The sequence below is a fragment of the Chitinophaga arvensicola genome (genome assembly GCF_900110835.1).
GTDB classification, from domain to species: domain Bacteria; phylum Bacteroidota; class Bacteroidia; order Chitinophagales; family Chitinophagaceae; genus Chitinophaga; species Chitinophaga arvensicola.
In genome coordinates this window covers 316,599-341,319 of record NZ_FOJG01000002.1, presented here as the reverse complement: position 1 = coordinate 341,319, position 24,721 = coordinate 316,599, and the positions used below count along the sequence as shown (strand labels likewise).

The following is a 24,721-nucleotide window of genomic DNA, read 5'->3' as shown; positions in this document are numbered from 1 at the left end:
TGGATTACTTTTTAAGATACTCTGATGACTGTTGGTACAAATTCAATAGGCAGCTCCACATCATATTGTGCCTGGATGCTACGCATGATGCTGATACACCGGGCTTTGTCACCGATAGACACCGTGGCAGAAATATGTGCCACAATATGACCGATATAGGTAGCCGCCTCCGGTGATTTCAGCGCCTCTTTTTCGAGGAAGGTAAAGATCCTTTCTTTCGCAGCCCGGGCTTTGTTTACCCGGCTCAGTACTACGCGGAAGTAAGGTTCCAGGTCCTGCAGGAATACCAGGTTACCGGCGGCATATTGCTGCAGATAATTGGTGGCAAATAACTGCATGCCTTCACTGGGATGCTGGCTCAGTTTCAACAGGTAAGTCTGACCGTCTTCCTGGCGGAAGAAACGCATCAGCAGTTCCCTGCCAAAGGCCTGTATATCTGTGCGTACGCTATCGGCTACCGCTACCAGTGTTTCGGGCGACCAGTCGTTATCGGTGAACTGGGTACGGAAAAACTCCATCGCCTGCTGGCGGGTATCATCCCATTTTGCATCGAGCAAACCAATGGCAGCATCTCTTTCAAAGCGGATCCGCGCCAGGTTGTTATAAAAGAAGTGCCAGCTCCATTCCCTTACTTTGAGTAATTCATGGTTACCGGCGGCGATCACCTGCTTCAGCGACAAGGCTGCAGCGGGGATATATTTATCCAGTACCAGTAATCCGAACTGCTGGGCTGACCTGTAATTGGCATACAGGAGCCGCAAGGCGGTGGCAGTGTCTATGTCCTGCAGGTATTCCACCAGTTCATTGCTGAGCGTGGCTTCGATATCTGCATGCATGCCTTCCGCCGTTTCTTTGCGCATGAGCAGTGGCACCATTTCATTCACCAGGTAAACGGCGAGGCGTTTATCCTGCTGTACAAGTCGACCGATCAGCGGACGTATAGCGTTACGTACATCCGTGTACGTGCTTAATAATATATGGAGCACCAGTTCGGGTCTTTTCAGCAGTTCTGTAGTGCCCATTGCTTCCAGCACCTGTACCCCTGCCGCTCTTACCGGCTGGAATGCGTTGCTGATGAGGTTTTGCAGCAGCACATCAGAGATCTCACTGAAATTGAACTGGTGCTGTTTCAGGAGCAGTAATCTTGCTGCGAAAGCGTGACAGGCGGCTACCGGGCTTTGAAGCAGTGCTTCAATATCCGGTATACCTGTTTCCGTTAGTACGATGTGGCAGTTCTGTTCCAGGATCTGGCAGGCATCGTTCAGGTTCTGGTTGCCTTCCGGCGTAGCTGCTTTCAGCGCCAGCAAAGCGGAGATCGCCTTGGTACAGAGCACCCTTGCTTTTTCCGTTGATAAATAGGCCGGCGTCAGTTTTTTGCGGGCGAAGTCACGCACTTCCTTGTACGGGGAGAAGATCAATTGCATAAGAAAGTCCATGTCGGCGAAGCAAAAAGCTTCATTATCATGGATCCATTGCAGCCCCTGGAGCCGTGCGAGGTCGAGTGGACTCATCACCAGCACGTAAAACAGTCCCAGTTCCGGTTTGGCCGGGTTATATCTTTCCCGGGCCAGTTCCAGTCCGAACATGGAAGGGATGGAAAAGGTATTGGAGAGGAGTCCGGCGATGACGCCTTCGTCCATTTTAGCTTTCAGCGCGTCGTATTCAGGATGGGCTTTCAGTTGCTCCATGGCAAAGGCATGTACTGCTTCCATTTTACCGGAAATCAGCAGTTGAATGAATGCCTGTGGCAGTTGTTGCCACAGCTGGAGAAACGGTACGTCGCTCACCGGTTTTGCAGGAGCGGGCGTATTCGCCTGGTATTCGGGCGGTACGGCAGGTGTGATATTACCTTTGTCGCCACCGAGCCAGCCGAAGAGTTTTTTCATCAACCCGCCTTTATCGTTGTTTTTAGCGGCATCAGGATTTGCATCCAGGGTTGCTTTCGTAGATCCCTGGCCGTTAGGCTGTTCCGGATCCTTGATTACCCATTCCTTACGGTTAGGGGTGAGTTGCAGATTGGCGGCATTTCCACGGAGAATGTAATTGAGATACACTGCGCGGGAGTTGGCCGGAAACTGGCGGTAGAAGGTGGTATAGCGGCCATTTACATAGCCGTATTCGCGTAACTGGTATTCCTTGGCGGCATCTCTCCCCTCTTCGTACTGTAACAACAGTGCGGTTGCCAGTCGTACGTAATTCATATCTTCCAGTGCGCCCAACTTACCAAGATTGCGTAGTATGCGGTAATGCAGGTAGTTACGGGTTCTGTCGGAGTAAGCCAGTTTACTGGTTGGTCTTTTCAGTTCCTTATCTGCCTGCAGCGATTGATCCAGTTCTTTTATATAGGTAGATGGGACAACAATTCTGTCCTCATAATCTATAAATGCTCCCGGGTTCTTAAACATAGGATCTTCCCTTTCGAACCTGGCGGCCAGTATGGCTACTATGCCCTGATCGCTGCGTAGCTCTGCCTGTTTAAGGATATGCCGGATATGTTGAAACCAGGACGGTCTGAAAGGCAGCTGCATCAGCAGGTTGCCGATAGCGATCCTGACAGGCGCCTGTTCAAAGGCGACGATATAGAGATCTTCCAGCAACGGATAACTCTGTTCCTGCTGCACTACCACTCTTTGTTGCAGTAATGCGAGCAGCTCTTCGGTATTACCCTTGGCTACTGCCTGCTGGAAAACTTCAGGTAGGCGTTCGAGGTAGGAACGGACATGTGCCGTTTTTTCTTCTGCAGGTAATACCAGCAGTAAGCCGTTGGCAGCGAGCATCCTGATATTCAGGGGCCGGGAGCTGTTATCGGCATAAGACCGGAGTACCGGGATAGCGGCGGGATCGGCTATTTTGCCCATGGCCCAGAGGGCCGCGTAGCGTTGTAGTCCATCTCCCTTCTCCACCAGTTTGATGAGATAGGGAACGGCTTCGGTAAGCTTTTCTTCACCGGCTCTCCAGATCACACGGGAAGTGCCCCAGGCGGTCTTGAAACTGCTTTTACCTTCTACTGCGTCCTGCAGGCGTCTCAGTATGGCGCGATGACGGACATTTTCCACGAGGGTGGTATCTACGGGTACAAATGATAAGTCCTGAACAGCTTCCTGTTCGCCGAGATAACCTTTGCTTCGTTTTTCCTTTTCAAGGGCGTCGAATATAGTAGTGGCAGCGGGCAACGCTACGGGGCTGACAGTTTTGGTGCCATCTTTCAGGGTTCCAAAGCGTTTTCCGTACCGGAAGTTAACAATATACTGTTCCGGGCCTACCTCACAAAGATCAATTTCATAGGTCTTATCCGAGTTTCCTTCCCGGAAAAAAAGTTTTACGTTCCTGACAATACGCATGAGCTAACATTAAAATAGTGGGGCTAAGCTAATAAAAGAATTTTGAATTCTGTACGTATAGGAAGATATAATATATGCGTACACGTTAGGGGTAATATAGCAACGGGCCGGAAGGCTCCGACCCGTCATTTGTTGTAACCTTCATGGAACTTATCCAGAAGTATCTTATACGTTGAAACGGAAATGCATGACATCTCCATCGGCCACGATGTATTCTTTACCTTCAATTCGCAGACGTCCGTTATCACGGGCGGCAGCTTCTGACCCGTATTTTACGTAGTCGTCGTAGGCAATTACTTCCGCCTTGATAAATCCTTTCTCAAAATCTGTGTGGATCACGCTGGCCGCCTGAGGGGCTTTCCAACCTTTGTGAATCGTCCATGCGCGAACTTCCTGTACACCGGCGGTGAAATAGGTGATCAGTTCGAGCAGGTCGTAAGCGGAGCGGATTAAGCGGTTCAGACCAGGTTCAGTCAAACCATATTCTCCCAGGAACAATTCTTTATCGGCCGGATCTTCCATTTCGGAGATCTGGGCTTCGATGGTATTGTTCATGATGATCACGGTTGCATTTTCCGCTTTCACGGATTCCTGCAGGGCCTGGGAATATTTATTACCGGTGTGAAGGGATGCTTCGTCAACGTTGGCCACGTACAGTACGGGCTTTTCGGAGAGCAGGAACAGGTCGGCGATCGCTACGCGTTCCTCTTTGCTGAGGCCCAGTTCGCGGATGTTGCGTCCTTTTTCCAGGTGTTCCTGGCATCTTTTCAGTATTTCGAATTCAACTTTTGCTTTTGGATCGCCACCGGTTTTAGCCATTTTCTCGGTGCGGGCTACTTTACGTTCCACGCTGTCGAGGTCTTTCAGCTGTAATTCGGTGTCAATGATTTCCTTGTCGCTGACAGGGTTGATTTCGCCTTCTTCGCGGAGGATGTTTTCATCTTCGAAGCAACGGATCACGTGTACGATAGCATCTACCTCACGGATATTGGCCAGGAACTTATTACCCAGACCTTCTCCTTTGCTGGCGCCTTTTACCAGGCCGGCGATATCCACGAACTCGATGGTGGTAGGCACCACACGGTCAGGCTTTACCAGCTCTGCCAGTTTGTGCATACGTTCGTCCGGTACATCTACCTGTCCAACGTTAGGTTCTATAGTACAGAAGCGGTAGTTACTGGCCTGCGCCTTAGCGCTGTTGCTCACCGCATTAAACAAAGTCGATTTTCCTACATTCGGCAATCCTACAATTCCAACTTGCAAAGCCATTTTTTAAAATTTGCGCAAAGATAGGTTTATTTTAGTTTATTTGTTGATTGAAAAAACCAATAATCTAATGGCATTAAACTACGTATGGCTGGGATTTTTTTTGATTGCATTCGTTGTAGCACTTTTCAAGTCGGTAGTTTTACATGACGCTTCTATTTTCGGCGAGATCATGAACGGCATGTTTGCCAGCGCCAAAACGGGTGCGGAGATCTCCCTCGGCCTGGCCGGCATCATGACGCTTTGGCTGGGAATCATGCGGATCGGCGAGGTAGCCGGCATGATTAAGCGCTTTTCCCGGCTGGTAAATCCCTTTTTCTCGAAGCTGTTTCCGGAAGTACCTAAAGGGCATCCAGCCATGGGATCGATGATGATGAACTTTTCCGCCACTATGCTGGGCCTCGACAATGCGGCTACGCCGATGGGCCTGAAAGCCATGAAGGAACTGCAGGAAATCAATCCCAGGCCGGAAGAGGCCAGTAATCCGCAGATCATGTTCCTGGTGCTGAACACTGCCGGGGTAGTATTGATTCCGACTTCCGTTATTGCCATCCGGCTGGCTGCCGGCGCCGCCAATCCGGCGGACATCTTTATCCCTACCCTGATTTCCACTTTCATGGCGTTTATCATGGGCATGTTTGTGGTATCCATCTACCAGAAAATTAACCTTTTTAAATTACCGGTGCTGATTTTCCTGGCCACCTTTGCCGCCATCATGGCCGGATTGTGGTTCTGGGTACAAAGCTTACCCGCTGCGGAAATTGGTCCAAAAACCGCTTCCCTCGGGGGAGCCATTATTTTCAGCATTGTCATCATTTTCCTGGTAGCAGGAATGATTAAAAAGATTAATGTATACGACGCGTTTATTGAGGGCGCAAAAGAAGGCTTCCAGGTTTCTGTGCGCATTATCCCTTACCTGGTGGGTATGCTGGTTGCCATCAGTGTGTTCCGGACCACCGGTTGCCTGGATTACATTACGCACGGCATCGGACTACTCTTTGCTGCCATGGGAATGAATACGGACTTTGTTCCTGCCCTGCCTGTTGCTTTTATGAAACCGCTGAGTGGCGGTGGCGCACGGGCATTGATGGTGGATATCCTGAAAACGCATGGGGTGGATTCTTTCGTAGGTAAGCTGGCCAGTATTATCCAGGGAACTACAGAAACCACCTTCTATGTACTGGCGGTGTATTTTGGCTCTGTGAATATCAAACATACGCGGTATGCGCTGGCTGCAGGGTTGATTGCCGATTTCTTCGGAATGCTATGCGCTATCTTACTGGGGTATCTGTTTTTCCACTAACTGCATACGACAAAAAAATTGGGGAGATGATCACGGACAAATCCAAGATCATCTCCCCAATATCATTTATAGCATACATACGCCTATTGCGCAGGCACATTGATGGCAGCATTCACCCGCTTTACAAAATCTTCTGCACCGGTTGGGCTGATCAGCCATTTCCGGTTATCGGATTCTATCAGTACCAGGTTTTCCCGATTGGTACACCAGCGCTGGTATTTACCAATTTCACTGGAGCGGTAGGTGCCCAGGTATCCGAAGATACCACCCAGTGCCAGTAAACGGGAACTGGTACCCAGGTCTTCCTCAGTAATGCTTCTCAATCTTACTACATCTTCCAGCTGAATGGTGATGCTATTCAGCGGTCGCTTGATAAGTATGGAAGTAGCGGTGAGAATGTAATACCGGGGGCTCAGACACCAGGCTACCAAAATAGCTGGTACCAATATAAATAAGAGCATGGTAGTAAGAACAGCATCATGGGAAACATCTGTGATCTGTCTGCATAAAAACACAAGCGTGATAATAATAACCAAATTTGTTACAATCTTCGAATTATCATCCAACGGGGCGGCGTATCGCATATTATGGGCTCTCCTTTAGTTCGGTGGGTAAGATAGAAAAATTTGGCAATATGGTGTTATACTTCCTGTTTTTTCTTCCTGCTGATATGCAACACAAATAACGTTACATATCAGCAGCACTGCCTGTCCCAACCGAATAATTTACACAATCATAAAATATTGATATTAAACAAATTAAATCATCAAGATAAAACCATTCCTTCAAACTAAAACCGCTCGTCTTTCCATATCCGGCTTAATTATTACCTTTTTGCCTGCTTTCACTTAAAGTGACCACGCAATAAAATAGATATAAAAATATAATAATCAGCCTAATACGTTATTTTTCTTTTGGCATTTTCTGTACTACTTCATACAAGTCATTACGGATATCTTTCTGTGTTTGTACACTACCGAATGCATGCAATTCTTTTAATAAAACCAGGTCTACATCGGCAATCACCACCATCTCCGTGTTGGGAGTAGACTCTGCTTTGATGCCTGTAACCGGGAACGCAAAATCAGAAGGTGTGAACACACTGGATTGCGCATATTGTAAATCCATGTTGTTTACTTTGGGCAGGTTTCCGATGCTACCGGCAATCGCCACGTAACATTCATTTTCTACTGCACGGGCCTGGGCGCAAAATCTTACACGGTTATAAGCATGCTGGGTGTCTGTCATAAAAGGTACAAACAGGATTTTCATTCCCTGCTGTGCCAGGATACGGGACGGCTCCGGAAACTCCACATCATAACAGATCTGGATACCTATCTTTCCACAGTCGGTATCAAATACTTTTATTTCACTCCCCCCTTTAATGCCCCAGGCGGATACTTCTCCCGGCGTTGGGTGAATCTTGATATATTGTTCGTAGGTACCATCACGGCGACACAGATACGAAATATTATATAGTACCTCATCGATAACGATAGGCATACTGCCTGAAATGATATTTACATTGTAGGCTACAGCGTGCTGCTGGAATATTTCCCGCAGTTGCTGGGTGTATTTGGCTACGCCCCGGATAGCGCCGGCGGGATCCATCTGGTTGAACTCACTCATCAGGGGCGAGTTGAACAACTCGGGGAACACCACAAAATCGGATCCGTAGTCGCTCACGGCATCAATGAAATACTCCACCTGTTGCAGAAAACCATCGAGTCCGCCGTAGTCCCGCATCTGCCATTGTACCAACCCGATACGCACGGTCGATTTATTATACCGGATGGTATCCTGGTCTGGTTCATAATAGATGTTAAACCATTGCAGTAAGGTGGCGAAGCCCTTCGAAGCCTCATCATTCGGCAGGTAATTTTTCAGGATCTTCTTGACGGTGAAGTCGTTCGAGAACTGGAAAGTTAAGGTGGGATCATAGATTTCCCGGTCCTGCACCTTCTCTATGTATTCCCTCGGTGTTAGTTTATCTGCAAACTTTTCGTAGTTCGGGATACGGCCGCCAGCCACGATGCCTTCCAGGTTCAATTGTTCACAGAGAATTTTCCGGGCGTCATACAGCCTGCGGGCCAGACGCTTACCCCGGTAATCGGGATGTACAAACACCTCAATGCCATATAATACATCTCCCTTGGGGTTATGGGTGCTGAAGGTATAGTACCCGGTGATCTGTTCGTAGGTGTGGTTATCCCCGAATTTATTATAGTCCACGATAATAGACAGGGCGCATCCTACTACCTTGTCGTTCACGGTAACGGCTATCTGTCCTTCCGGGAAAAGACCGATTAACCGCCGGATCGTGGGCTCACGCCAATAACTGCCGGCCATATCTGCGTAGGCAGATACCATGGATTCTTTCAGGTCCATGTAATCTTCTACTGTTAATTGCCTGATTTCTACTGTTTCTGACATGGGGAACTTTTTTTGTATGCTAACAAATGTAACTGATAATGTGTAAAGACCAGCGGCTGTGCCAGTGGTTCCCGTAATAAAAAGGAAAGGCTGGCACGAAGGCCAACCTTTCCGGATCAAATAACAACTTAAAGTCTTAACGGTTTAAAACTTCTTCTATATATATAACGCGCGAGTTCTCTGTTTTGAGGAATGTTTTGCTGGCCACCTTTATTTTCAACAGGGCTTTTACCTGCCGCAGTAAGAAACCGGGGAGATAAAAAAGCGATAAAAAGATGCGCCTGTCATTGGCCATCAGGGCCACGATGGCAAAAAAGGTAAGTACAAACAGGGAAATAGCACCCAGCCACCACAGGCTCATCAACGGATCAACCAGGAGGTTCAGTACACCGAGGAACAGGGCTGCGCCCAGCACCAGGAACAATGGCGGTCTTAACAGATTAAGTCCGAAATAGACCAGGTTGAATTTACCTCTTTTGATACCGGTATAAAACACATCCCATCCATAGGGGAAATACTTGAAGTAAGCATTGATCCAGCGGGTACGTTGTTTTTCGAGCGACGCACCGGTTTCTACTTTCTCGTCGTATACCATGGCTTCTGCTGCATAAGCCAGCAGGGGAATCTTTTTAACGATATCTGCCTGGATCTTTTTATCAAATCCACCCAGGTAGTTCTGGTAAACGATCTCCTTATACAGGGAGGTTTCCATCGCAATGCCGAGTCCCCAGATATTCGCAGAAAGTCCCAGTTCCATCCGCATAACGCGGTCGTTGAAGTTGTTATACAGGTTACCCGCTGCATCCAATCTGGCGTACAGGCTGTCGGTGTTCTTAGGCAGCATGTTCGTTTGTACGGCGCGGTATCCACGGTTAAAGTACTGGTTCAGCACCTGCAGGTACGTAGGGTGTGCAAGGTTATCTGCATCGAAAATGATGAGCGCATCATGTTCTTCCACAAAGTGGTTGATGGCATAATCGATGGATTTAATCTTTGCGTTCAGGGCTGGCTGCGGATGCAGGATCACGACCCGGGGATCGTCGTAATGAAGATCTACCGTTTCGCAGGCATCTGCCACCACATATACCCGGTACCGGCCGTAAGTCTGTTTCAGCAGGGAATCGATCAGCGGGGCCACCAGGGTGAGATGACCATGTGCGGTGATAATGGCGGCAAAATTAAATTGCCGTTGGCCCTCCTCCACTCCTGACTTCCGGCTGCTGCCGGACGTAAAGAGCCTTTTAAGCCCGTAAAGAGCCAATAAAATAGTAGGCTGTAACAGATAGCCGGCCACGATGACCTGCACTATCATCAGCAATATGAGTAGCATTTGAATCACTTGCTATAGATTAATGGAAGGCTTACCTGTTCAGGCTTTTTCCCATATGGTAAAAAATCCGGTTGAAAATTTCAACGGTAATGCGTCCGCCAGTTTACAATCGAGGCTCTGAATAGTTTTTACCCTGTTGGCCACCAGTGAAAATGGAAACACATCTGCCAGGAAATTGGCTTTCCCGTATTTTACAATACGGAAATGATGTGCAGCCGACAAAGCTTCCAGGTCTTCTTTTGTAAAAAACTGTACGTGATCCAGGTTGTCTGCGGCAGATTGCACCGTAGTACCCTGATAGCCCAACGCTTTTTTGATGCGGAGCAGTGCTCTCCAGCGCCAGGTGTTGTTATTGCGCATCCGCAGTACGGGTTTGGTCACCAGGGCTTCCCTGGGTCCGTTGCCGTTTGGAACGGTTACGACTAAACGACCGGTTTGTTTGAGCGACTGGTACAGTACCTTCAGGAGTTCTTCCGGATGGTCCAGGTGTTCCAGCACTTCACTGCATACAACGGCGTCGTAGGTATTTCCCTGTGCCACGAGGTTTTCAGCGCTGATCGCTTCAAAGCGCACGTTGGGGGCTGTGGTAAGACTGCGGGCTACGCCAATCGCCTTCTCACTCACATCTATTCCTAATACATTATATCCTAACTGACCCAGGTGACGGCTGATGATACCGTTCCCGCAGCCTACATCCAGTATAGTACCATTGGCAGGAATAGTATTGCGAATAGCATCCGTAATAAAATCCAAGCGCTTGCGATCGGCCATTCGATTGTATTCGTAAGTTATAGTTGCCATAGCTTATTTATTTTTTCAGACTTGAGAATAACTTGAAGTGGTCATATTCCAGAAGATGCCTCTGAAGAAAGACTTCAGATAAGCGAACTGGCCCTTTAGCGTAAAACGCAGCACCGACTTCGGGAATGTAAAAAAGGAGAAGAACAACAGGAAAACAGTCAGCTGTAATCTGTTGGTATTTCTCCGCATGTATAAAATCCGGTTGCGGGTATGATAGTATACCTTGAGCGGACTTTCTTTTCCGATGGACACCGATTCTTTATGAAAGATCAGTCCGGCGCCATTGTAATATATTTTATAGCCGGCACGGATAATCCTTGCCGACCAATCTGATTCTTCGTAATAGAGGAAAAACTTTTCTGCAAACATGCCCACCTTTTCAATCACCTCTCTTTTCACCATCATGGCCGCGCCGTGTGCACAGTTGGTGACGCCGGGGGTATCGTACTGGCCATTGTCTTCCTCCCTGTTGCCTACTGCGCCGGTTCTGCCGGTGAGCAGGTTCATTGGGCGGAAGCCGGCATATTGGATAACATTGGGATGATACCAGAAGCGGATCTTCGGGCATACTACACCAATAAACGGGTCACCGGCAAATGGTTCCAGCAATCGTTCAATAAGGTCGGGGGTTACCTCTGTATCATTATTAACAATAAAAATGAAATCGCCTTTCGCCTGTTTCATGCCGAGGTTATTCCCGCCGGTGAAGCCCAGGTTTTCTTTGCTGAGAATGATTTTCAGATTTGGATAATTACCGGCTTCCAATTGGGCCGTAGGATCCTCTTTCGATCCGTTATCCACGATGATCGTCTCAAAATTCCGGTAACTCAGCAGTCGTGTTGACTCCAGAAATTCACAGGTTACTGTAGTCGAGTTATAATTGAGGGCTACAATAGATACCAGTGGTGTCGAATTCGGTTTCATTTAAATATCCGGGTTACGTTATACATTTTCTTTCTGCACCAGTGCTTTCGGTGTGCTGGCCAGGATGCGCATATCGTAAAAGAAAGAATGTTTGCGGGCATAATCGATATCCAGGCCAATTCTTTCATCTACGCTCATTTCCTTTCTGCCTCTTTTCTTCACCTGCCATAAACCGGTGATACCGGCAGGGGCGATAAAGCGTTGTGCAAAATCGTCTGTGGTCAGGGTAATGGCTTCGTAAAGTGGTAAGGGACGGTTGCCCACGAGTGACATATCTCCTTTCAGTACATTAAATAGTTGTGGCAATTCATCCAGGCTGGTATTGCGCAGGAAGGCGCCAAATTTCGTTACACGGGGGTCGTTCGTCAGTTTAAAAAATACAGGGCCTTTGTTGCCTTCCACGTCGTACTGATTCAGATGTGTGAGCTCATTCACCAGTTTATCGGCGTTGGCCACCATTGTTCTGAATTTGTAGAAGGGAAATACCTGGTACATTTTGCCGGCGCGGGGAGCGCTGTAAAATACTTTTCCTTTTGATTCCAGGCGGATGAGCGCTGCGATAACGGCAAACACAGGGCTTAACAATATCAGTGCCGTACCGGATACGCCTATATCAAAAGAGCGTTTCAGTGCGTAGTTCAACACCACTCCGCTGCGGGCCAGTATACGGCGGCTGGCAGGTGTGTTGGCTGCGCTGAGGGCTTTTATTTTACGGGCGAAAGCTAATTGTTGCGTGAAAGTGTCCACAGTAGTAGCGCCGGTGATTACACCATCGATACCACCCACCTTCACCAGTTCTTCTTTCAGGTCGGGGGTCATTTCTCCTACATACACAAATACCGGTGTTGCCGACAAACGGTCTGTACTCCTGATGTATTGCATCAGTGCCGGCAGCTGCTGGCGGTGTTCGTCCAGGTTGATGACAACATAAGCGGGCAATACATTTAATCCGATCCTGTCTTTCACTACCTTACGGAAGGTGGCCATATCATGGACAGTCACAGCAATCATTTCCACATGCGACAGGTGATTATACACCTTTGCATTTCCTACAGACAGATTATAAGACATCGCATTGATGCCAGGCAGAACAATCACATTCGCATTCGGTTTCTCTCGCTTATTTTCTTTCAGATGTAACGGTAAATTATGAATCATAATTTCAGGGCTTTACGATTTCGGTTATAGTAAGAAACAAGGCATTCCCGTAAACGTATCAGGCGTACAATGACATCGCCGCATTATTCAGATTTCTCTCTACACTGTTCATCAGACCTGCAGGGTCAAAAGGCTTATGAATGAATTCGGAAAAATGATATTCCTGTCTTCTTGTATCATCAGGGGTTTCTGTACCGGAAAGTACGATCAGGGGTACATCGTTGTACAGTGAATTTCCGTTCAGGTATTTAATCAGTTCCCATCCATCCACATGAGGCATCTGTATATCTGAAATGATCAGATCAGGTTTATTGCCTGCAGCCAGCCAGAGCATAGCGGTAGGAACATCCATTGCTGTTACAATTTTATACTTTGCTCCCAGTATAGCCTCCAGTAAATACCTGATAGGTGCGCTATCATCAATTATTAATACAGTTTTTTTCATCTAATTATCTTTTTGCGTTAATCACGGTTTAAGCTTTCTCCCAACGGGGAGCAAGTTTGACTAATACATACCCGGGGGCATGCGTTGTGATTTTCCGGAGGATCAGGTCAGAAATTATGGGTGCAATTGATTGGCATACGTATAACATACTTATACAGTAGCAATTGCAAGGTTTTACTGGGTCAAGGCTAAAAAGATTACTGGAAATTCAGAGGAGATGTCAGATGCTGGTTAAAGCTGGTTAAAATTATTGATAAATAGATCGATGTGTACCGGTTTTTTTCCCGGGGCGGCAATTTACTCCTTTCAAGCAAACCACATGATTACTTATCCTAAACTGAGCGCAAATTATAATAATATTCCTTTCGCTGGATTTTAAATTGGGTAAATGGTTGATTTTTTCTCGTAAACGGGACGAAAAGTAAAGTAAATGATTATTTTCTCTTGTTTCTCGTCGCAAAATGCAGGATAAATGAAAAAAAGGTTGTTTAAGTTTGTCCGCATCACATTCCCAAAAGTTCCTTTTGCATCAATATGAAAACAACGACGATAGTATTCTGGATCAGCATGTTAATTGTATTTTATAACTATATAGGATATGGTGTCATCTTGTATCTCCTGGTAAAATTAAAGGGCCGGACCACTGCTGCAACAGATACAGTGACCGCTTTTGAACCGGCAGCTACCCTGGTGATTGCCGCCTATAATGAAGAAGATTTTATTGCTGCCAAAATCAGGAACACCTTTGAACTGGATTATCCAAAAGAGAAGTTTCGTATCATTATTATTACCGATGGTTCCACAGACCGGACCCCGGACCTGGTAGCCAGGCATCCCGGTATTCAACTACTGCATGAACCAGCCCGCAATGGTAAAACCGCCGCACTGAACAGGGCCATGCAGCTGGTAGATACACCGATCGTCATCTTCTGCGACGCCAATACCCTGCTGAATAAAAGCGCCATCCGGAATATCGTGAAACATTACGCCGATGAAACGATTGGCGGTGTAGCCGGAGAAAAGAAGATCATTTATGCCGACCGCGAAAACTCCGCAGCAGCGGGAGAAGGGATTTACTGGAAATATGAATCCTTTCTTAAAAAACTGGATGCCGAGTACTATTCCGTGGTAGGCGCCGCCGGCGAATTGTTTTCCATCCGTACGGCTCTTTACCAGCCGGTAGAAAAAGAGGTGATCCTGGATGACTTTATTATTTCGTTGCGCATTAACCAGCGGGGTTACCGGATTGCCTATGCACCAGATGCTTACGCCATGGAAACGCCATCAGCAGATATAAAGGAAGAGCATAAACGAAAAGTGCGGATCAGTGCCGGCGGATTTCAGGCTATCATAAAACTCGCTTCCCTGCTAAATTTCTTCCGTCATCCAAAACTTACTTTTCAATATATTTCACACCGCGTGCTCCGCTGGACATTAAGCCCACTGGGGCTTTTACTCCTGCTGATCACCAATGTGATCCTGGTTATCAATGCACCATCCCCGTGGTGGTATACCTGCCTGGCGGCGCAACTGGCCTTCTACGCCATGGCCCTCATTGGCTACTCGCAGGCGGAAAAGCAGGTAAAGAACCGTTTCTTCCAGGTACCTTTTTATTTCCTGTTTATGAATATCGCAGTGTACCAGGGATTTTACCGTTACCTGAAAGGCAATCAATCTTCCAGCTGGGAAAAATCGAAACGCAAGTAAAATATTAAATATGCCATCAGAAAACACTTCTGCATCTTCTTCCAGCCGTATTTACGGCCTGGATGCGCTACGTGCTATTGCTATGCTGCTGGGTATTGTGCTACATGCGGCTATCGCCTATAAGATATCGCCAGAACCTGGCTGGCCGGTGGATAACGCCTATCACAGCTGGATACTGGAAGGTGTATACGAATTTATACATTCCTTCAGGATGCCGTTATTCTACGTAGTAGCGGGCTTTTTTGCCCGTATGCTCTGTCTGAAAATAGGTGAACCCGCTTTTATCCGGCACCGGTTTAAGCGTATAGGAGTGCCCTTTATCTTCAGCCTGGTGTTCATACTTCCCCTGTCGATGTTCCCCTTCCTGTATTACCGTATATTCATATTGGAATCCCATACGGTATCTGCTGCATGGACGCTGCTTTTTCATCAGCTGCTGCGCTGGAACGGCATGGCGCATCTCTGGTTTCTGTATTACCTGCTCTTTTATTACGCTTTTATGATGGTGCTGATGAGAATACCTTTACCGGCAAAATTCCGCGTTAATTTCGGTTCTTTCTGGCAGGTGTTGCTTACCGCGCTGCTGATCGCGTTGGTACAGGTATTATTTTTTGAGACGCCATCAATAGGGGTGTACACGGGCATCATCCCCCACCCCGTTATTTTCGGTTTTTACGGGTTATTTTTCCTGGCCGGTTTTCAGTTACACCGGCATGCGGGTACTTTAGACGATATCAGAAAACAAACCTGGTGGTACCTGGGTACAGGTTTTATGCTGACTGCTGCGGTGTATTATTGCGTATGGGTAAATCCCGGCAATATGTCCACGCGTCCTTACGGATTGCAGGTGCAACAAACGCTGACGGCCTTTCAGACTGTTTTTCTTGTATTTGGAGCGATGGGATTCTTTTTGTCTTACCTGAACCGGCAGAACCACACCTTGAAATATATTTCCGACGCCTCTTACTGGATGTACCTCTTTCATATGTGCTGGATTGCGGGGTTACAGATCTTATTCCTGCACTCAGGTATTCCGGGATGGGCGCGATTCTGGCTGGTACTTATACTGACCAATGCCATTACACTGCTTACCTATCAGTGGTTTGTGCGGTACACTTTTATCGGGAAAATGCTGCATGGGGTGCGGGAGCGCCCAGGCAAAAAAACAGACAAAATTACGGCAGGGGCGTTATTGTAACGCCCCTTTATAGGTGAACTCGTATACTTTCCCCTGTTTTTCGTCGGCCGGATTTACCAGTACCAGGTAGGACCGGTAGCGTTCCACAAAGGAGGCGACCCGGTCGCAGGCGGCTTTATTCCTGTATATGATTGCCGGATCCGGGTGCAGCATATCATCCATAAAATATATTTTCCGTTGTTCCTTTATGGCCTCGTTCATGAGCATAATACTTCTGTCCATGTTCTGTTCCGGCGCCGTGATCGTGGCAGGCGTATAATAATCTATATAGGCCAGTGTAGTACTCGCACTAAGAGATACTACCAGGTCGTTTTCTTTTGCATTTGTTTTGAGCCAGCCAACATTATGCGCAATATAATCGCCTTTTTCATCCGCAATAATCCGGTAGCCACCCAGCCAGTTATGCACCAGCAGCAAGCCCGCCAGCAGCCAGACGATACCCGTTTGCCGGCTCCCGAATAAAAAACGTGTCCAGTACGCTACAAAAATAACCAGTGGCATCACGAGCATCATCCAGGGTTCCGGTGAGGTGGGATCCAGGAATAACAGCATAGCAGCATACATCACCGGCCAGATGATCAGCACCACTACTACCGGTTTCTGACGGCTGAAACCAATATGCTTCCGGTACCGGACAATGATCCAGCCAATAACGCCGAGGAGCGCGATACAGGTTGCCAATGGAATATAATTGCCTCTCCCATGTCTTGATGCGGCATAAATTTCTTCAGAGATAACATGTGTAGGGAAATGTTGTGCGATAAACGTTCTCACCCCTGGAATACCATACAGAAAGTTAGTGGCGGCCACGTCGCTTCCCAATACAAATACGGACATCAGCGGAGATCCGGGAGAATAGCTGGCTCCACGGGTCAGGAACTCGGTAAAGCTGTCTGCGGGAGGATGCACCAGTGAAAAAACCAGGTAATATCCTGCCAGTACCGTGATGACGCCTGCACCACCGTACAGGAACATGGCCTTAAAACGTCTCCCCAGCACAAATAATAGAGGAAAGCAGAAGAACAGCGGAATTACGTTAGGTTTATACAGCAGCACGGCAATTCCCCCCAGAATACCGGCACCCGCAATACGAAGTAACCTGGAACTATTTGTCCGCATCAGCAAATACAATACGGTGATGCAAAGCAGGTTGGAGATGCTATAAACCTCCGCCTCTACTGCATAGCGCCAGAAGCTGTAGCAGCAAAGCAAAATAATACCTCCCCAGATACTATTGATCACACTCAGTTCCAGCACCTTGCGCATAAAACGGTACACCATGAGCAGTGTTAGTGCCGCACAAACGGAACTTACATAGCACATGACAAGATAAGGATCTGAGAAAGTGCCGCCAAAATTTTGCACTAACAGAAACACCGACCTGGAAAAAGGAAGAAACATCAGGTACCGTGGCTCAAAAAGAGAGGTCCAGCTACCGAAGCGGACCGCAGCGGCATAAGAAAACCCATCGTCATTTTCACTCCTGTTATCGGGATAAGTTAAGAGAAAAAATGCCATTAGTGCCAGGAAGGCAAAAAGATAATAATAATAAGTACCACGTTGCTGAACATTCTTTGTCCGGGTCTCTGACTGCATCGGTTGACTAGCTACAAACATGAAAATCGTTGGGTATTAGGGGGGATATAATCGACGCAATCTACAAAAATAAAAATATAAAGGAAATTAAAAATCGATTAAGACTGAACGGAATATACCGGGGTGGCGATTATCTTAAAAAATCGACCCTTTACCCCTTATTTTCAGCAGTTGACAAAATATTCCTTTATCTGAAATTAAATATTTATAAATTGCGTCCTATTATGCCACGTATATTTTGGATACAGTGATGAGCAGAAGAAAACCGCGGCAATACACTAACTGATTTTTCCATTCCTATCAAGAACCACCAGGTTCATTTGCTCTTGTGAAAGAGAATTGCCCCTGAAACGTGAAATTTTTATTGGCCATTTCCTTGAATCACTGCTACAGCAGTTGTTGTGCCTTTGCATTGTCTGCAGCCGCCAATGATTGTTTTAGCCTGAAACATTAATTCTTTAAGGTTGTCCAATAATATATTTATGAAAAAATTCTACCACCTACTTTTAATTTTGCTGTTCGTCAGCATGGGCCACTCGTGGGCACAAACAGGTGCCATGAATCCTACTGATCCGGTGAGGGAATACAGGGCGGATTCCGTACCCGTTACCCCTCCATGGAACAATCTGGTCGTATGGGTGAAAACATCCCGACTGAACTGGAATACCAGTTCTTACAAGGCCTACTACTACAACGGAATGGCTTTCCGTCTGAAATTCCCCAAAAGCTACGTTCCCGGCGGCACCAAAAAGTATCCCTTGCTGGTGTTCTTCCATGGCGTAGGAGAAAAAGGAACCATTTATGACAATGAGTTTCAGTTGTATCACGGTGGTGACGTCATGGCCGCCAAAGTGGATAACGGAAGCTTCGACGGTTTCCTGTTATATCCCCAGAATCAGAGCGGGTTCTTTGGTAATCCGCAATACGACAACATCAATGCACTGATCAACAATTATCTCATCCCTCAGAACAACGTTGACCCTTATCGAATTTTAGTAAATGGATTGTCCGGTGGAGGAGCCTCCGCCTGGGAATACATGATAAGATACCCTAAACAGGTTGCTGCCTCACTGCCTATCAGTGCGGCTTCTACATTATTCAAAAATGATATTCAGACTTATAAGTGGACGCCTATCTGGCAATTCCAGGGCGGACAGGATACCAATCCGGATCCCGGCACCACCAAGAATGTGCAGGATGCCATCTTAGCTGCCGGCGGTAATATTAAGGTAACCGTATATCCTAACATAGGTCACGGTTGCTGGGACGCTGCCTGGGCAGAACCGGATTTCTACCCTTTCCTGCTGAGAGCCCACAAAGCCAATCCATGGCCACTCACCGGCAGAACTGAGTTCTGTCCGGATGATCCGATTAACGTTACGCTCGGCCTCACCGCCGGTTTTGATGGCTACGAATGGCGTAAAGACGGCGTAGTAATACCTGGAGCCACCTCCAACACGCTTGCGGTGACCACTATCGGCAGTTATGATGCAAGAATCAAAACAGGCGCAGACTGGTCTCCCTACTCCCCTGCTCCCGTAGTGATCAAAATAAAAACACCAACAGTATCTCCGACCATTACCATTCCCGGATTACAGAGTATCGTTATCCCTACTCCGGAAGGCAAAACCAGTGTTACCTTACAGGTACCTCCTACCTTTGCCACTTATTCCTGGAGAAAAACAAGCGATACCGCCACCCAAATTGGTAATGCCAATTCATACCAGGCCAGCACTCCTGGTGGTTATGTTGTAAAAGTAATGGAACAGTATGGTTGCGCCAGCTCGTTCTCTGCTCCTTTTAACGTGATCAGTGCTACCGGCGCCAACGCACCTGCAGCAGCTGCCGGCGTTACCGCATTACCATTATCAAAAACACAACTGGAAGTTGATTGGACAAGAAATCCAAACGCACCTTACCCAGAAACAGGATATGAAATTTACCGTTCTACCACCAGCGGAAGTGGCTACGTTTTAGTAGCTATCACTGCTGCAGGTGCAGTAACCTATGTAGACAATGGTTTAAATGCCAACACCACTTATTATTATATAGTAAGGGCAGTTAACAACAATGGCGCCGCTGCCGTGAGCAACCAGGCCAGCGCGAAGACCCTGGTAGACAACGTGCCTCCTACTTCACCTCCAAACTTACGTATTACCGGTACTTCCTCCAACTACGTAAGCCTGGCATGGGATGCTGCTACAGATGATGTAGGCGTAGACAAATACGATATCTATATTAATGGTGTCAAATCATACGTAGTGGCAGGTACACAAACTACCTACACTGCCTACAACCTTACTAAAGGTAATGTGTATACGTTTTTTGTAAAAGCCCGTGACCTGGCCGGCAACGTTTCTCCAGCCAGCAATCAGGCCAATACACAGGCGATCCTGAAAGGACTCAACTACAAAGTAGTAAACGGTACTTTCAGCGTATTGCCTAACTTCGACGCCCTTACCGCTGTTGCATCCGGTATCACACCTGCTGTAGATCTGACTGTAAGGACTGCTGATGTAAACTACGGTATCATCTGGCAGGGCTTCATCAACATCACCGTTGCCGGTAGCTATACTTTCGGCATCACCTCCGATGATGGAAGCCGCCTCTACATCAACGTACCTTACTCTTCTACTGCCACTCCTACCATTGACAACGATGGTTTACACGGAGATGTTTCCAAAGAAGCTACCCTGAACCTGGCAGTAGGCGTATATCCGTTCACCGCTACTTTCTTCCAGCAGGGAGGAGGCCAGACAATGAATGTTTACTGGAAGAATACTGCCAATGGTGTTACCACTGCGCAGCCCATTCCTGCATCCGCCTTTACAGAAGGTACCAGCTCTCCTGGTAATGCGCCGGCAGCACCTTCCAACATCAAGGCTACTGCAACCGCATACAACCGGATCAACCTGACCTGGAACGATAACAGTTCCAACGAAACAGGCTTTGAAATTTATCGTTCTACCACTGCCACCGGCGTGTATAACACCATTTATACTACCGGCGCCAATGCGAACAGTTTCACAGATACCACAGTAGTACCACAAACCACTTACTACTATAAAATACAGGCCATCAACCAGTATGGTAGTTCCGGCTTTAACCAGGATAACCTTGGTGGACTTGCCTACGCATTCTACTACGTACCTGGAAGTGGTACCCTGCCTAACTTTAACAGCCTTACCCCAACTTCAACAGGACTGGTAAGTACGGTATCGCTTTCCGTAGCTACAAGGACAGATAATTTTGCTATCCTTTATAAGGGTATCATCAATATCCCAACAGCCGGTAACTACACCTTCTATACTGCTTCTGATGATGGTAGTAACCTGCTGATCGATAGCGTGCAGATTGTTAACAACAACTTCGCGCAAGGTACTACCGAAAGATCCGGTACTGTTAATTTAACAGCAGGCATCCATAAATTCCAGGTAGGATACGCACAAGGCGGCGGTGGCTACACCTTAACTGCCAGCTATGCAGGCCCGGGTATTTCCAAACGCCTGATTCCTGACTCTGCGTTCTTCAACAAGAACATGAGGGCTACCACCCTGGCGCTCCCAGGTTCTCCGGTTTCACCGAGCAATCTCGTTGCCACAGCAATAGCTACCAACAAGATTACGCTGAACTGGAATGATAATTCCAACAACGAAACCACTTTCGAAATTTACCGCTCCAATCCAGACAACAGCAACTTCAAGCTGATTGGCACCGTTGGCGCTGATGTAAATACTTACACAGATTCTACCCTCTTTGCCAACCTTACCTATTATTACAAGGTGCGCGCATTGAATGCAGGTGGTAATTCCGGCTACAGCAATGAAGCTAATACCACCACGCTGAATCACTTACCGGTATTTACTGCGAATCTCAACGACCGCACCACCCACTACAGCATGCCACTGGTTATCAATATGGCTGCTACCGATGCGGATGCAGAAGTACTGACCTTCACCAGCGAAAATGTTCCTTCTTTCGGAACCCTTGCTGATAACGGTAATGGTACTGCTACGCTGAGCTTCAATCCTACCAACGGAGATGTAGGGGTTTATCCCAACATTAAAGTAAAGGTAACTGACCAGCACGGAGGTACTACTACCCAGACCTTCACCCTGACAATCACCAATACGTACACCCCGGTACTGAACAACATCAGCAACGTAACGCTGAATGGTGGTTCCAGCACCCAGGTAAATATTACCGCTACCAACAATAACCAGGGAGATGTACTGACATGGACTGCCAGCGGATTACCATCTTTTGCAACGCTTGTTCCTAACAGCAACACAGCGACCATCCAGGTGAATCCGACCAATGCAGACGCAGGCTTCTATCCTGTTACCGTAACTATTTCAGGTAGTGGTGGTACAGACAGTAAGACATTCAACATCGTGGTGAATGTGCTGAACCCTAATAAACGTGTATACATTGACTTTACAGATGGTACCTTACTGAGCGGCGGTTACTGGAACAACACCACCAAACAGCCAGCGCTGAACGATACCTACTCCAATCTGAAAGATTCCAGCTTAACACCTACCACCATCGGGTTCCAGATCATGACACCATGGCAGAACCTGACCAATGGTAGTAACGTACTGGGTGCTACTACCGGCAACAACTCCGGTGTATATCCAGACAACGTAATGATCACCGCTTACTGGAGCAGCACCGTCAAACAGACCATCAAATTCACCGGTCTGAAAACAGGCGCCGCTTACAAATACAAATTTACCTTCTTCGGTAGCCGTGGAAGTGTAACAGATAACCGTACCTCCGTGTACACTGTAAATGGTGCGTCTGTTACCCTGAATGCTGCAAGCAATACGACCAACACCGTATCACTGAGCAACATTGTACCAAACGCCAGCGGTGAAGTAACACTCGACTTAACAAGTGGTGCCGGTTCTCAATATTCTTACCTGAACGCCATGATCATCGACGAATCTTATGATGATCAGACTCCTCCGGCAAAACCAGGTAACCTTGCTGCCACACAGGCCACCAAAGGTGTGAAACTGACCTGGACAGATTTCGCTTACAATGAAGTAAGCTATGACGTATACCGTGCCGATTCACTGAAAGGCGCCTATACCCTGCTGAAATCAACTGCAGCCAACACCATTACTTACACCGACAGCACTGCCAAGGCGAATTCCACCTACGCATATGCGGTGAAAGCAGTTAATGGCTACGGCGCACGTTACAGTGACAGCGTTAAGATCACCACCGGTAACAATCTCCCTGTACTTCCTGCTATCAGCAATGTAGCGATGAAGACGGGCGATACCCTGAGATTGAACCTGATTGCTACAGATGATCCGGAAGACACCCTGACCTTGTCCGCTTCAGGATTACCGGCATTCGCCACCCTGAGCAACACAGGAAACGGTACAGGTGTACTGACACTCACTCCTGGTAACAATGCCGTTGGTACTTATAATGGTATTACTATCACCGTAACAGATAATAAAGGTGGCAGCGCAAGCCGTACCTTCAACGTATCGGTGAAAGACAAATCCATTACCAACGTTTATATCAACATCAACGAATCAGCGCCTGTTGCTCCAGCGCCATGGAATAACACTTCCACCGCACCGGCAGCCGGCAAAACTACCAGCAACCTGCTTGATGAAAACGGTGTGAACACCGGCATCAGCCTCGTACAGGTAGACGGTATCCAGGGTTCCAATACCTTAGGTGCTGTAACCGGTAACAACAGTGGCGTATATCCTGACGCAGTAATGATGACCCAGTACTACGAAGGATCCGACAATATCCGCAAACTGCGCTTTACCAATGTACCAACAGGTAAGAAATACAACCTGGTATTCTTCGGCAGCAGATCCGGTGTAACTGATAACAGGAACACTGATTACACTGCAGGCGGACAAACCGTAACCCTGAACGCTGCTTCCAACACCAGCAACACTGTTCAGATCAACGGTCTTACACCAGATGCAAACGGCTATATTGAATTTACCTTCAAACGTAGCAGCGGCTCCAGTTTCGGTTACCTGGGCGCAGTGGTACTCCAGTCATTCATCGACAACGGCTTACCAACTTCACCAAATAACCTCAACGCGGTTGGCATCTCCAAGAGCGCTATTAAACTGACCTGGACCGACAGAGCAAGCAATGAAACAGGCTATGAAGTATGGAGATCATTAACCTATGATGGTACTTACACACTGGTGACTACTACCGCCGCCAATGTAACTACCTACCAGGACAATAGCCTGAACAAAAACACCACTTACTATTACAAAGTAAGAGCAGTAGCCAGCAGCATCTATTCTGATTACAGCAATACGACCAATGCAGCTACTTACGCTTACACCATGTTCATGAACTTCAACCGTGATAACCCGGCTGGAGCACCATGGAACAATACCAACAACGTTCCGATGACCGGTCAGGTATTTGCCAACCTGTTGAATGACGAAGGCAACAACTCTGGTCTGAGTGTTACCGTTATCAACAACTTCAGTGGTGAAAATCCATTCGGTATGAACACCGGTAACAACAGCGGCGTGTATCCTGATAATGTTATCAGAAGCACCTGGTGGCTGGATATCGGTACTGCTGCAAGACTGCGCATCGACGGATTGAACCAGGCACAGTCCTACTCTTTCACCTTCTTCGGAAGCAGAGATGGTGGTGGCGACCGTACAACCGTTTATGCGATCAATGGTAAGAGCGTTTCCCTGAACTGCTCCAACAACATCAGCCAGACAGTAACTTTAACGGATGTACGTCCGGATGAAAATGGCGGTGTGTTTGTAGACGTTTCCCTGGGTGCTACCTCTTCCTTCGGTTACCTCGGTGCCATGGTGATCAGCGGCTATACCGCCAAAGACACCACCAGCGGATTACAGGCCATACAGGGCAGACCCGCAGGCGTTACTTACAAAAACACCACCAATGCAAGTCTGAAAGGAAATGTAGAAGTGATCTCAGCTTATCCGAATCCTTTCCAGGGTCAGGTAATCCTGCAGCTCAACAATACAGGCACCAGCAAAGACCTTGCGTTTAAACTGTACAAAGCCGATGGTCAACTGGTAAGCGGAAAAGCATTCCCGCAGGTAGCCACCGGTACACAGCAACTCCGTCTTGATTTCAGCAGCTATAATCTGCCGGCAGGCGTTTATATGTTGCAGGTAATCAGCAACGGTACGGCAGTGAAGACTATCAAACTGATCAAAAACTAGTTTAT

14 protein-coding genes are annotated in these 24,721 nt (G+C 47.5%); 4 read left to right on the top strand and 10 right to left on the bottom strand.

Going from position 1 to position 24,721, the window contains the following annotated elements; genetic code table 11:
* Nucleotides 1-11: 11 nt before the first annotated feature.
* Both BMW79_RS18640 and ychF read right to left on the bottom strand, forming a co-directional pair.
* Nucleotides 12-3,341 carry a HEAT repeat domain-containing protein gene (locus BMW79_RS18640; RefSeq protein ID WP_089897168.1) on the bottom strand — a complete coding sequence of 1,110 codons (3,330 nt, stop codon included), beginning with the start codon at nt 3,339-3,341 and terminating at the stop codon, nt 12-14.
* A gap of 165 nt (nt 3,342-3,506) precedes the next feature.
* A complete protein-coding gene (gene ychF, locus BMW79_RS18635) occupies nt 3,507-4,610 on the bottom strand; it encodes a redox-regulated ATPase YchF (RefSeq protein WP_089897167.1) in 1,104 nt (367 codons plus the stop codon).
* A gap of 67 nt (nt 4,611-4,677) precedes the next feature.
* Between ychF and BMW79_RS18630 the strand changes: the two genes are divergently transcribed.
* Complete coding sequence (locus tag BMW79_RS18630; protein WP_089897166.1) at nt 4,678-5,910, top strand: nucleoside recognition domain-containing protein; 1,233 nt, start codon at nt 4,678-4,680, stop codon at nt 5,908-5,910.
* A gap of 83 nt (nt 5,911-5,993) precedes the next feature.
* Here BMW79_RS18630 and BMW79_RS18625 read toward each other — a convergent pair whose 3' ends face one another.
* From BMW79_RS18625 to BMW79_RS18595, 7 genes are all read right to left on the bottom strand, one after another.
* Nucleotides 5,994-6,425: a PH domain-containing protein gene (locus BMW79_RS18625; RefSeq protein ID WP_177192244.1), complete on the bottom strand. Its 432-nt coding sequence runs from the start codon at nt 6,423-6,425 to the stop codon at nt 5,994-5,996.
* Nucleotides 6,426-6,813: 388 nt separating this feature from the next.
* A complete protein-coding gene (locus BMW79_RS18620) occupies nt 6,814-8,343 on the bottom strand; it encodes a bifunctional GNAT family N-acetyltransferase/carbon-nitrogen hydrolase family protein (RefSeq protein WP_089897164.1) in 1,530 nt (509 codons plus the stop codon).
* A 136-nt stretch (nt 8,344-8,479) separates the two neighbouring features.
* A complete protein-coding gene (locus BMW79_RS18615) occupies nt 8,480-9,673 on the bottom strand; it encodes a glycosyltransferase (protein WP_089897163.1) in 1,194 nt (397 codons plus the stop codon).
* A 39-nt stretch (nt 9,674-9,712) separates the two neighbouring features.
* A complete protein-coding gene (locus BMW79_RS18610) occupies nt 9,713-10,474 on the bottom strand; it encodes a class I SAM-dependent methyltransferase (RefSeq protein ID WP_089897162.1) in 762 nt (253 codons plus the stop codon).
* A 15-nt stretch (nt 10,475-10,489) separates the two neighbouring features.
* Nucleotides 10,490-11,398, bottom strand: coding sequence for a glycosyltransferase family 2 protein (locus BMW79_RS18605; RefSeq protein WP_089897161.1), 909 nt, complete (start codon nt 11,396-11,398; stop codon nt 10,490-10,492).
* An 18-nt stretch (nt 11,399-11,416) separates the two neighbouring features.
* Nucleotides 11,417-12,556, bottom strand: a complete 1,140-nt coding sequence (locus tag BMW79_RS18600) for a sugar transferase (protein WP_245752590.1) — start codon at nt 12,554-12,556, stop codon at nt 11,417-11,419.
* 58 nt (nt 12,557-12,614) lie between these two features.
* Nucleotides 12,615-13,001, bottom strand: a complete 387-nt coding sequence (locus BMW79_RS18595; protein WP_089897160.1) for a response regulator — start codon at nt 12,999-13,001, stop codon at nt 12,615-12,617.
* A gap of 534 nt (nt 13,002-13,535) precedes the next feature.
* On the opposite strand from BMW79_RS18595, the gene BMW79_RS18590 reads away from it, so the two are divergent.
* Together BMW79_RS18590 and BMW79_RS18585 are read left to right on the top strand one after the other, a co-directional pair.
* Nucleotides 13,536-14,708, top strand: coding sequence for a glycosyltransferase family 2 protein (locus BMW79_RS18590; RefSeq protein ID WP_089897159.1), 1,173 nt, complete (start codon nt 13,536-13,538; stop codon nt 14,706-14,708).
* A gap of 10 nt (nt 14,709-14,718) precedes the next feature.
* Nucleotides 14,719-15,906, top strand: coding sequence for an acyltransferase family protein (locus BMW79_RS18585; protein ID WP_089897158.1), 1,188 nt, complete (start codon nt 14,719-14,721; stop codon nt 15,904-15,906).
* Here BMW79_RS18585 and BMW79_RS18580 read toward each other — a convergent pair.
* Nucleotides 15,898-17,523: a protein O-mannosyl-transferase family gene (locus BMW79_RS18580; RefSeq protein WP_089897157.1), complete on the bottom strand. Its 1,626-nt coding sequence runs from the start codon at nt 17,521-17,523 to the stop codon at nt 15,898-15,900. The genes BMW79_RS18585 and BMW79_RS18580 overlap by 9 nt on opposite strands.
* A gap of 461 nt (nt 17,524-17,984) precedes the next feature.
* Between BMW79_RS18580 and BMW79_RS18570 the strand changes: the two genes are divergently transcribed.
* On the top strand, nt 17,985-24,716 hold the full coding sequence (locus BMW79_RS18570; protein WP_089897155.1) for a fibronectin type III domain-containing protein: 6,732 nt from the start codon (nt 17,985-17,987) through the stop codon (nt 24,714-24,716).
* Nucleotides 24,717-24,721: the final 5 nt, after the last annotated feature.

What these genes read in the sequence shown, in the direction of transcription:
- BMW79_RS18605 (WP_089897161.1), bottom strand. Translation starts at nt 11,398, where the DNA reads ATGAAACCGAATTCGACACCACTGGTATCTATTGTAGCCCTCAATTAT.
- ychF (WP_089897167.1), bottom strand. Translation starts at nt 4,610, where the DNA reads ATGGCTTTGCAAGTTGGAATTGTAGGATTGCCGAATGTAGGAAAATCG.
- BMW79_RS18620 (WP_089897164.1), bottom strand. Translation starts at nt 8,343, where the DNA reads ATGTCAGAAACAGTAGAAATCAGGCAATTAACAGTAGAAGATTACATG.
- BMW79_RS18630 (WP_089897166.1), top strand. Translation starts at nt 4,678, where the DNA reads ATGGCATTAAACTACGTATGGCTGGGATTTTTTTTGATTGCATTCGTT.
- BMW79_RS18570 (WP_089897155.1), top strand. Translation starts at nt 17,985, where the DNA reads ATGAAAAAATTCTACCACCTACTTTTAATTTTGCTGTTCGTCAGCATG.
- BMW79_RS18580 (WP_089897157.1), bottom strand. Translation starts at nt 17,523, where the DNA reads ATGTTTGTAGCTAGTCAACCGATGCAGTCAGAGACCCGGACAAAGAAT.
- BMW79_RS18590 (WP_089897159.1), top strand. Translation starts at nt 13,536, where the DNA reads ATGAAAACAACGACGATAGTATTCTGGATCAGCATGTTAATTGTATTT.
- BMW79_RS18595 (WP_089897160.1), bottom strand. Translation starts at nt 13,001, where the DNA reads ATGAAAAAAACTGTATTAATAATTGATGATAGCGCACCTATCAGGTAT.
- BMW79_RS18600 (WP_245752590.1), bottom strand. Translation starts at nt 12,556, where the DNA reads ATGATTCATAATTTACCGTTACATCTGAAAGAAAATAAGCGAGAGAAA.
- BMW79_RS18610 (WP_089897162.1), bottom strand. Translation starts at nt 10,474, where the DNA reads ATGGCAACTATAACTTACGAATACAATCGAATGGCCGATCGCAAGCGC.
- BMW79_RS18585 (WP_089897158.1), top strand. Translation starts at nt 14,719, where the DNA reads ATGCCATCAGAAAACACTTCTGCATCTTCTTCCAGCCGTATTTACGGC.
- BMW79_RS18640 (WP_089897168.1), bottom strand. Translation starts at nt 3,341, where the DNA reads ATGCGTATTGTCAGGAACGTAAAACTTTTTTTCCGGGAAGGAAACTCG.
- BMW79_RS18615 (WP_089897163.1), bottom strand. Translation starts at nt 9,673, where the DNA reads ATGCTACTCATATTGCTGATGATAGTGCAGGTCATCGTGGCCGGCTAT.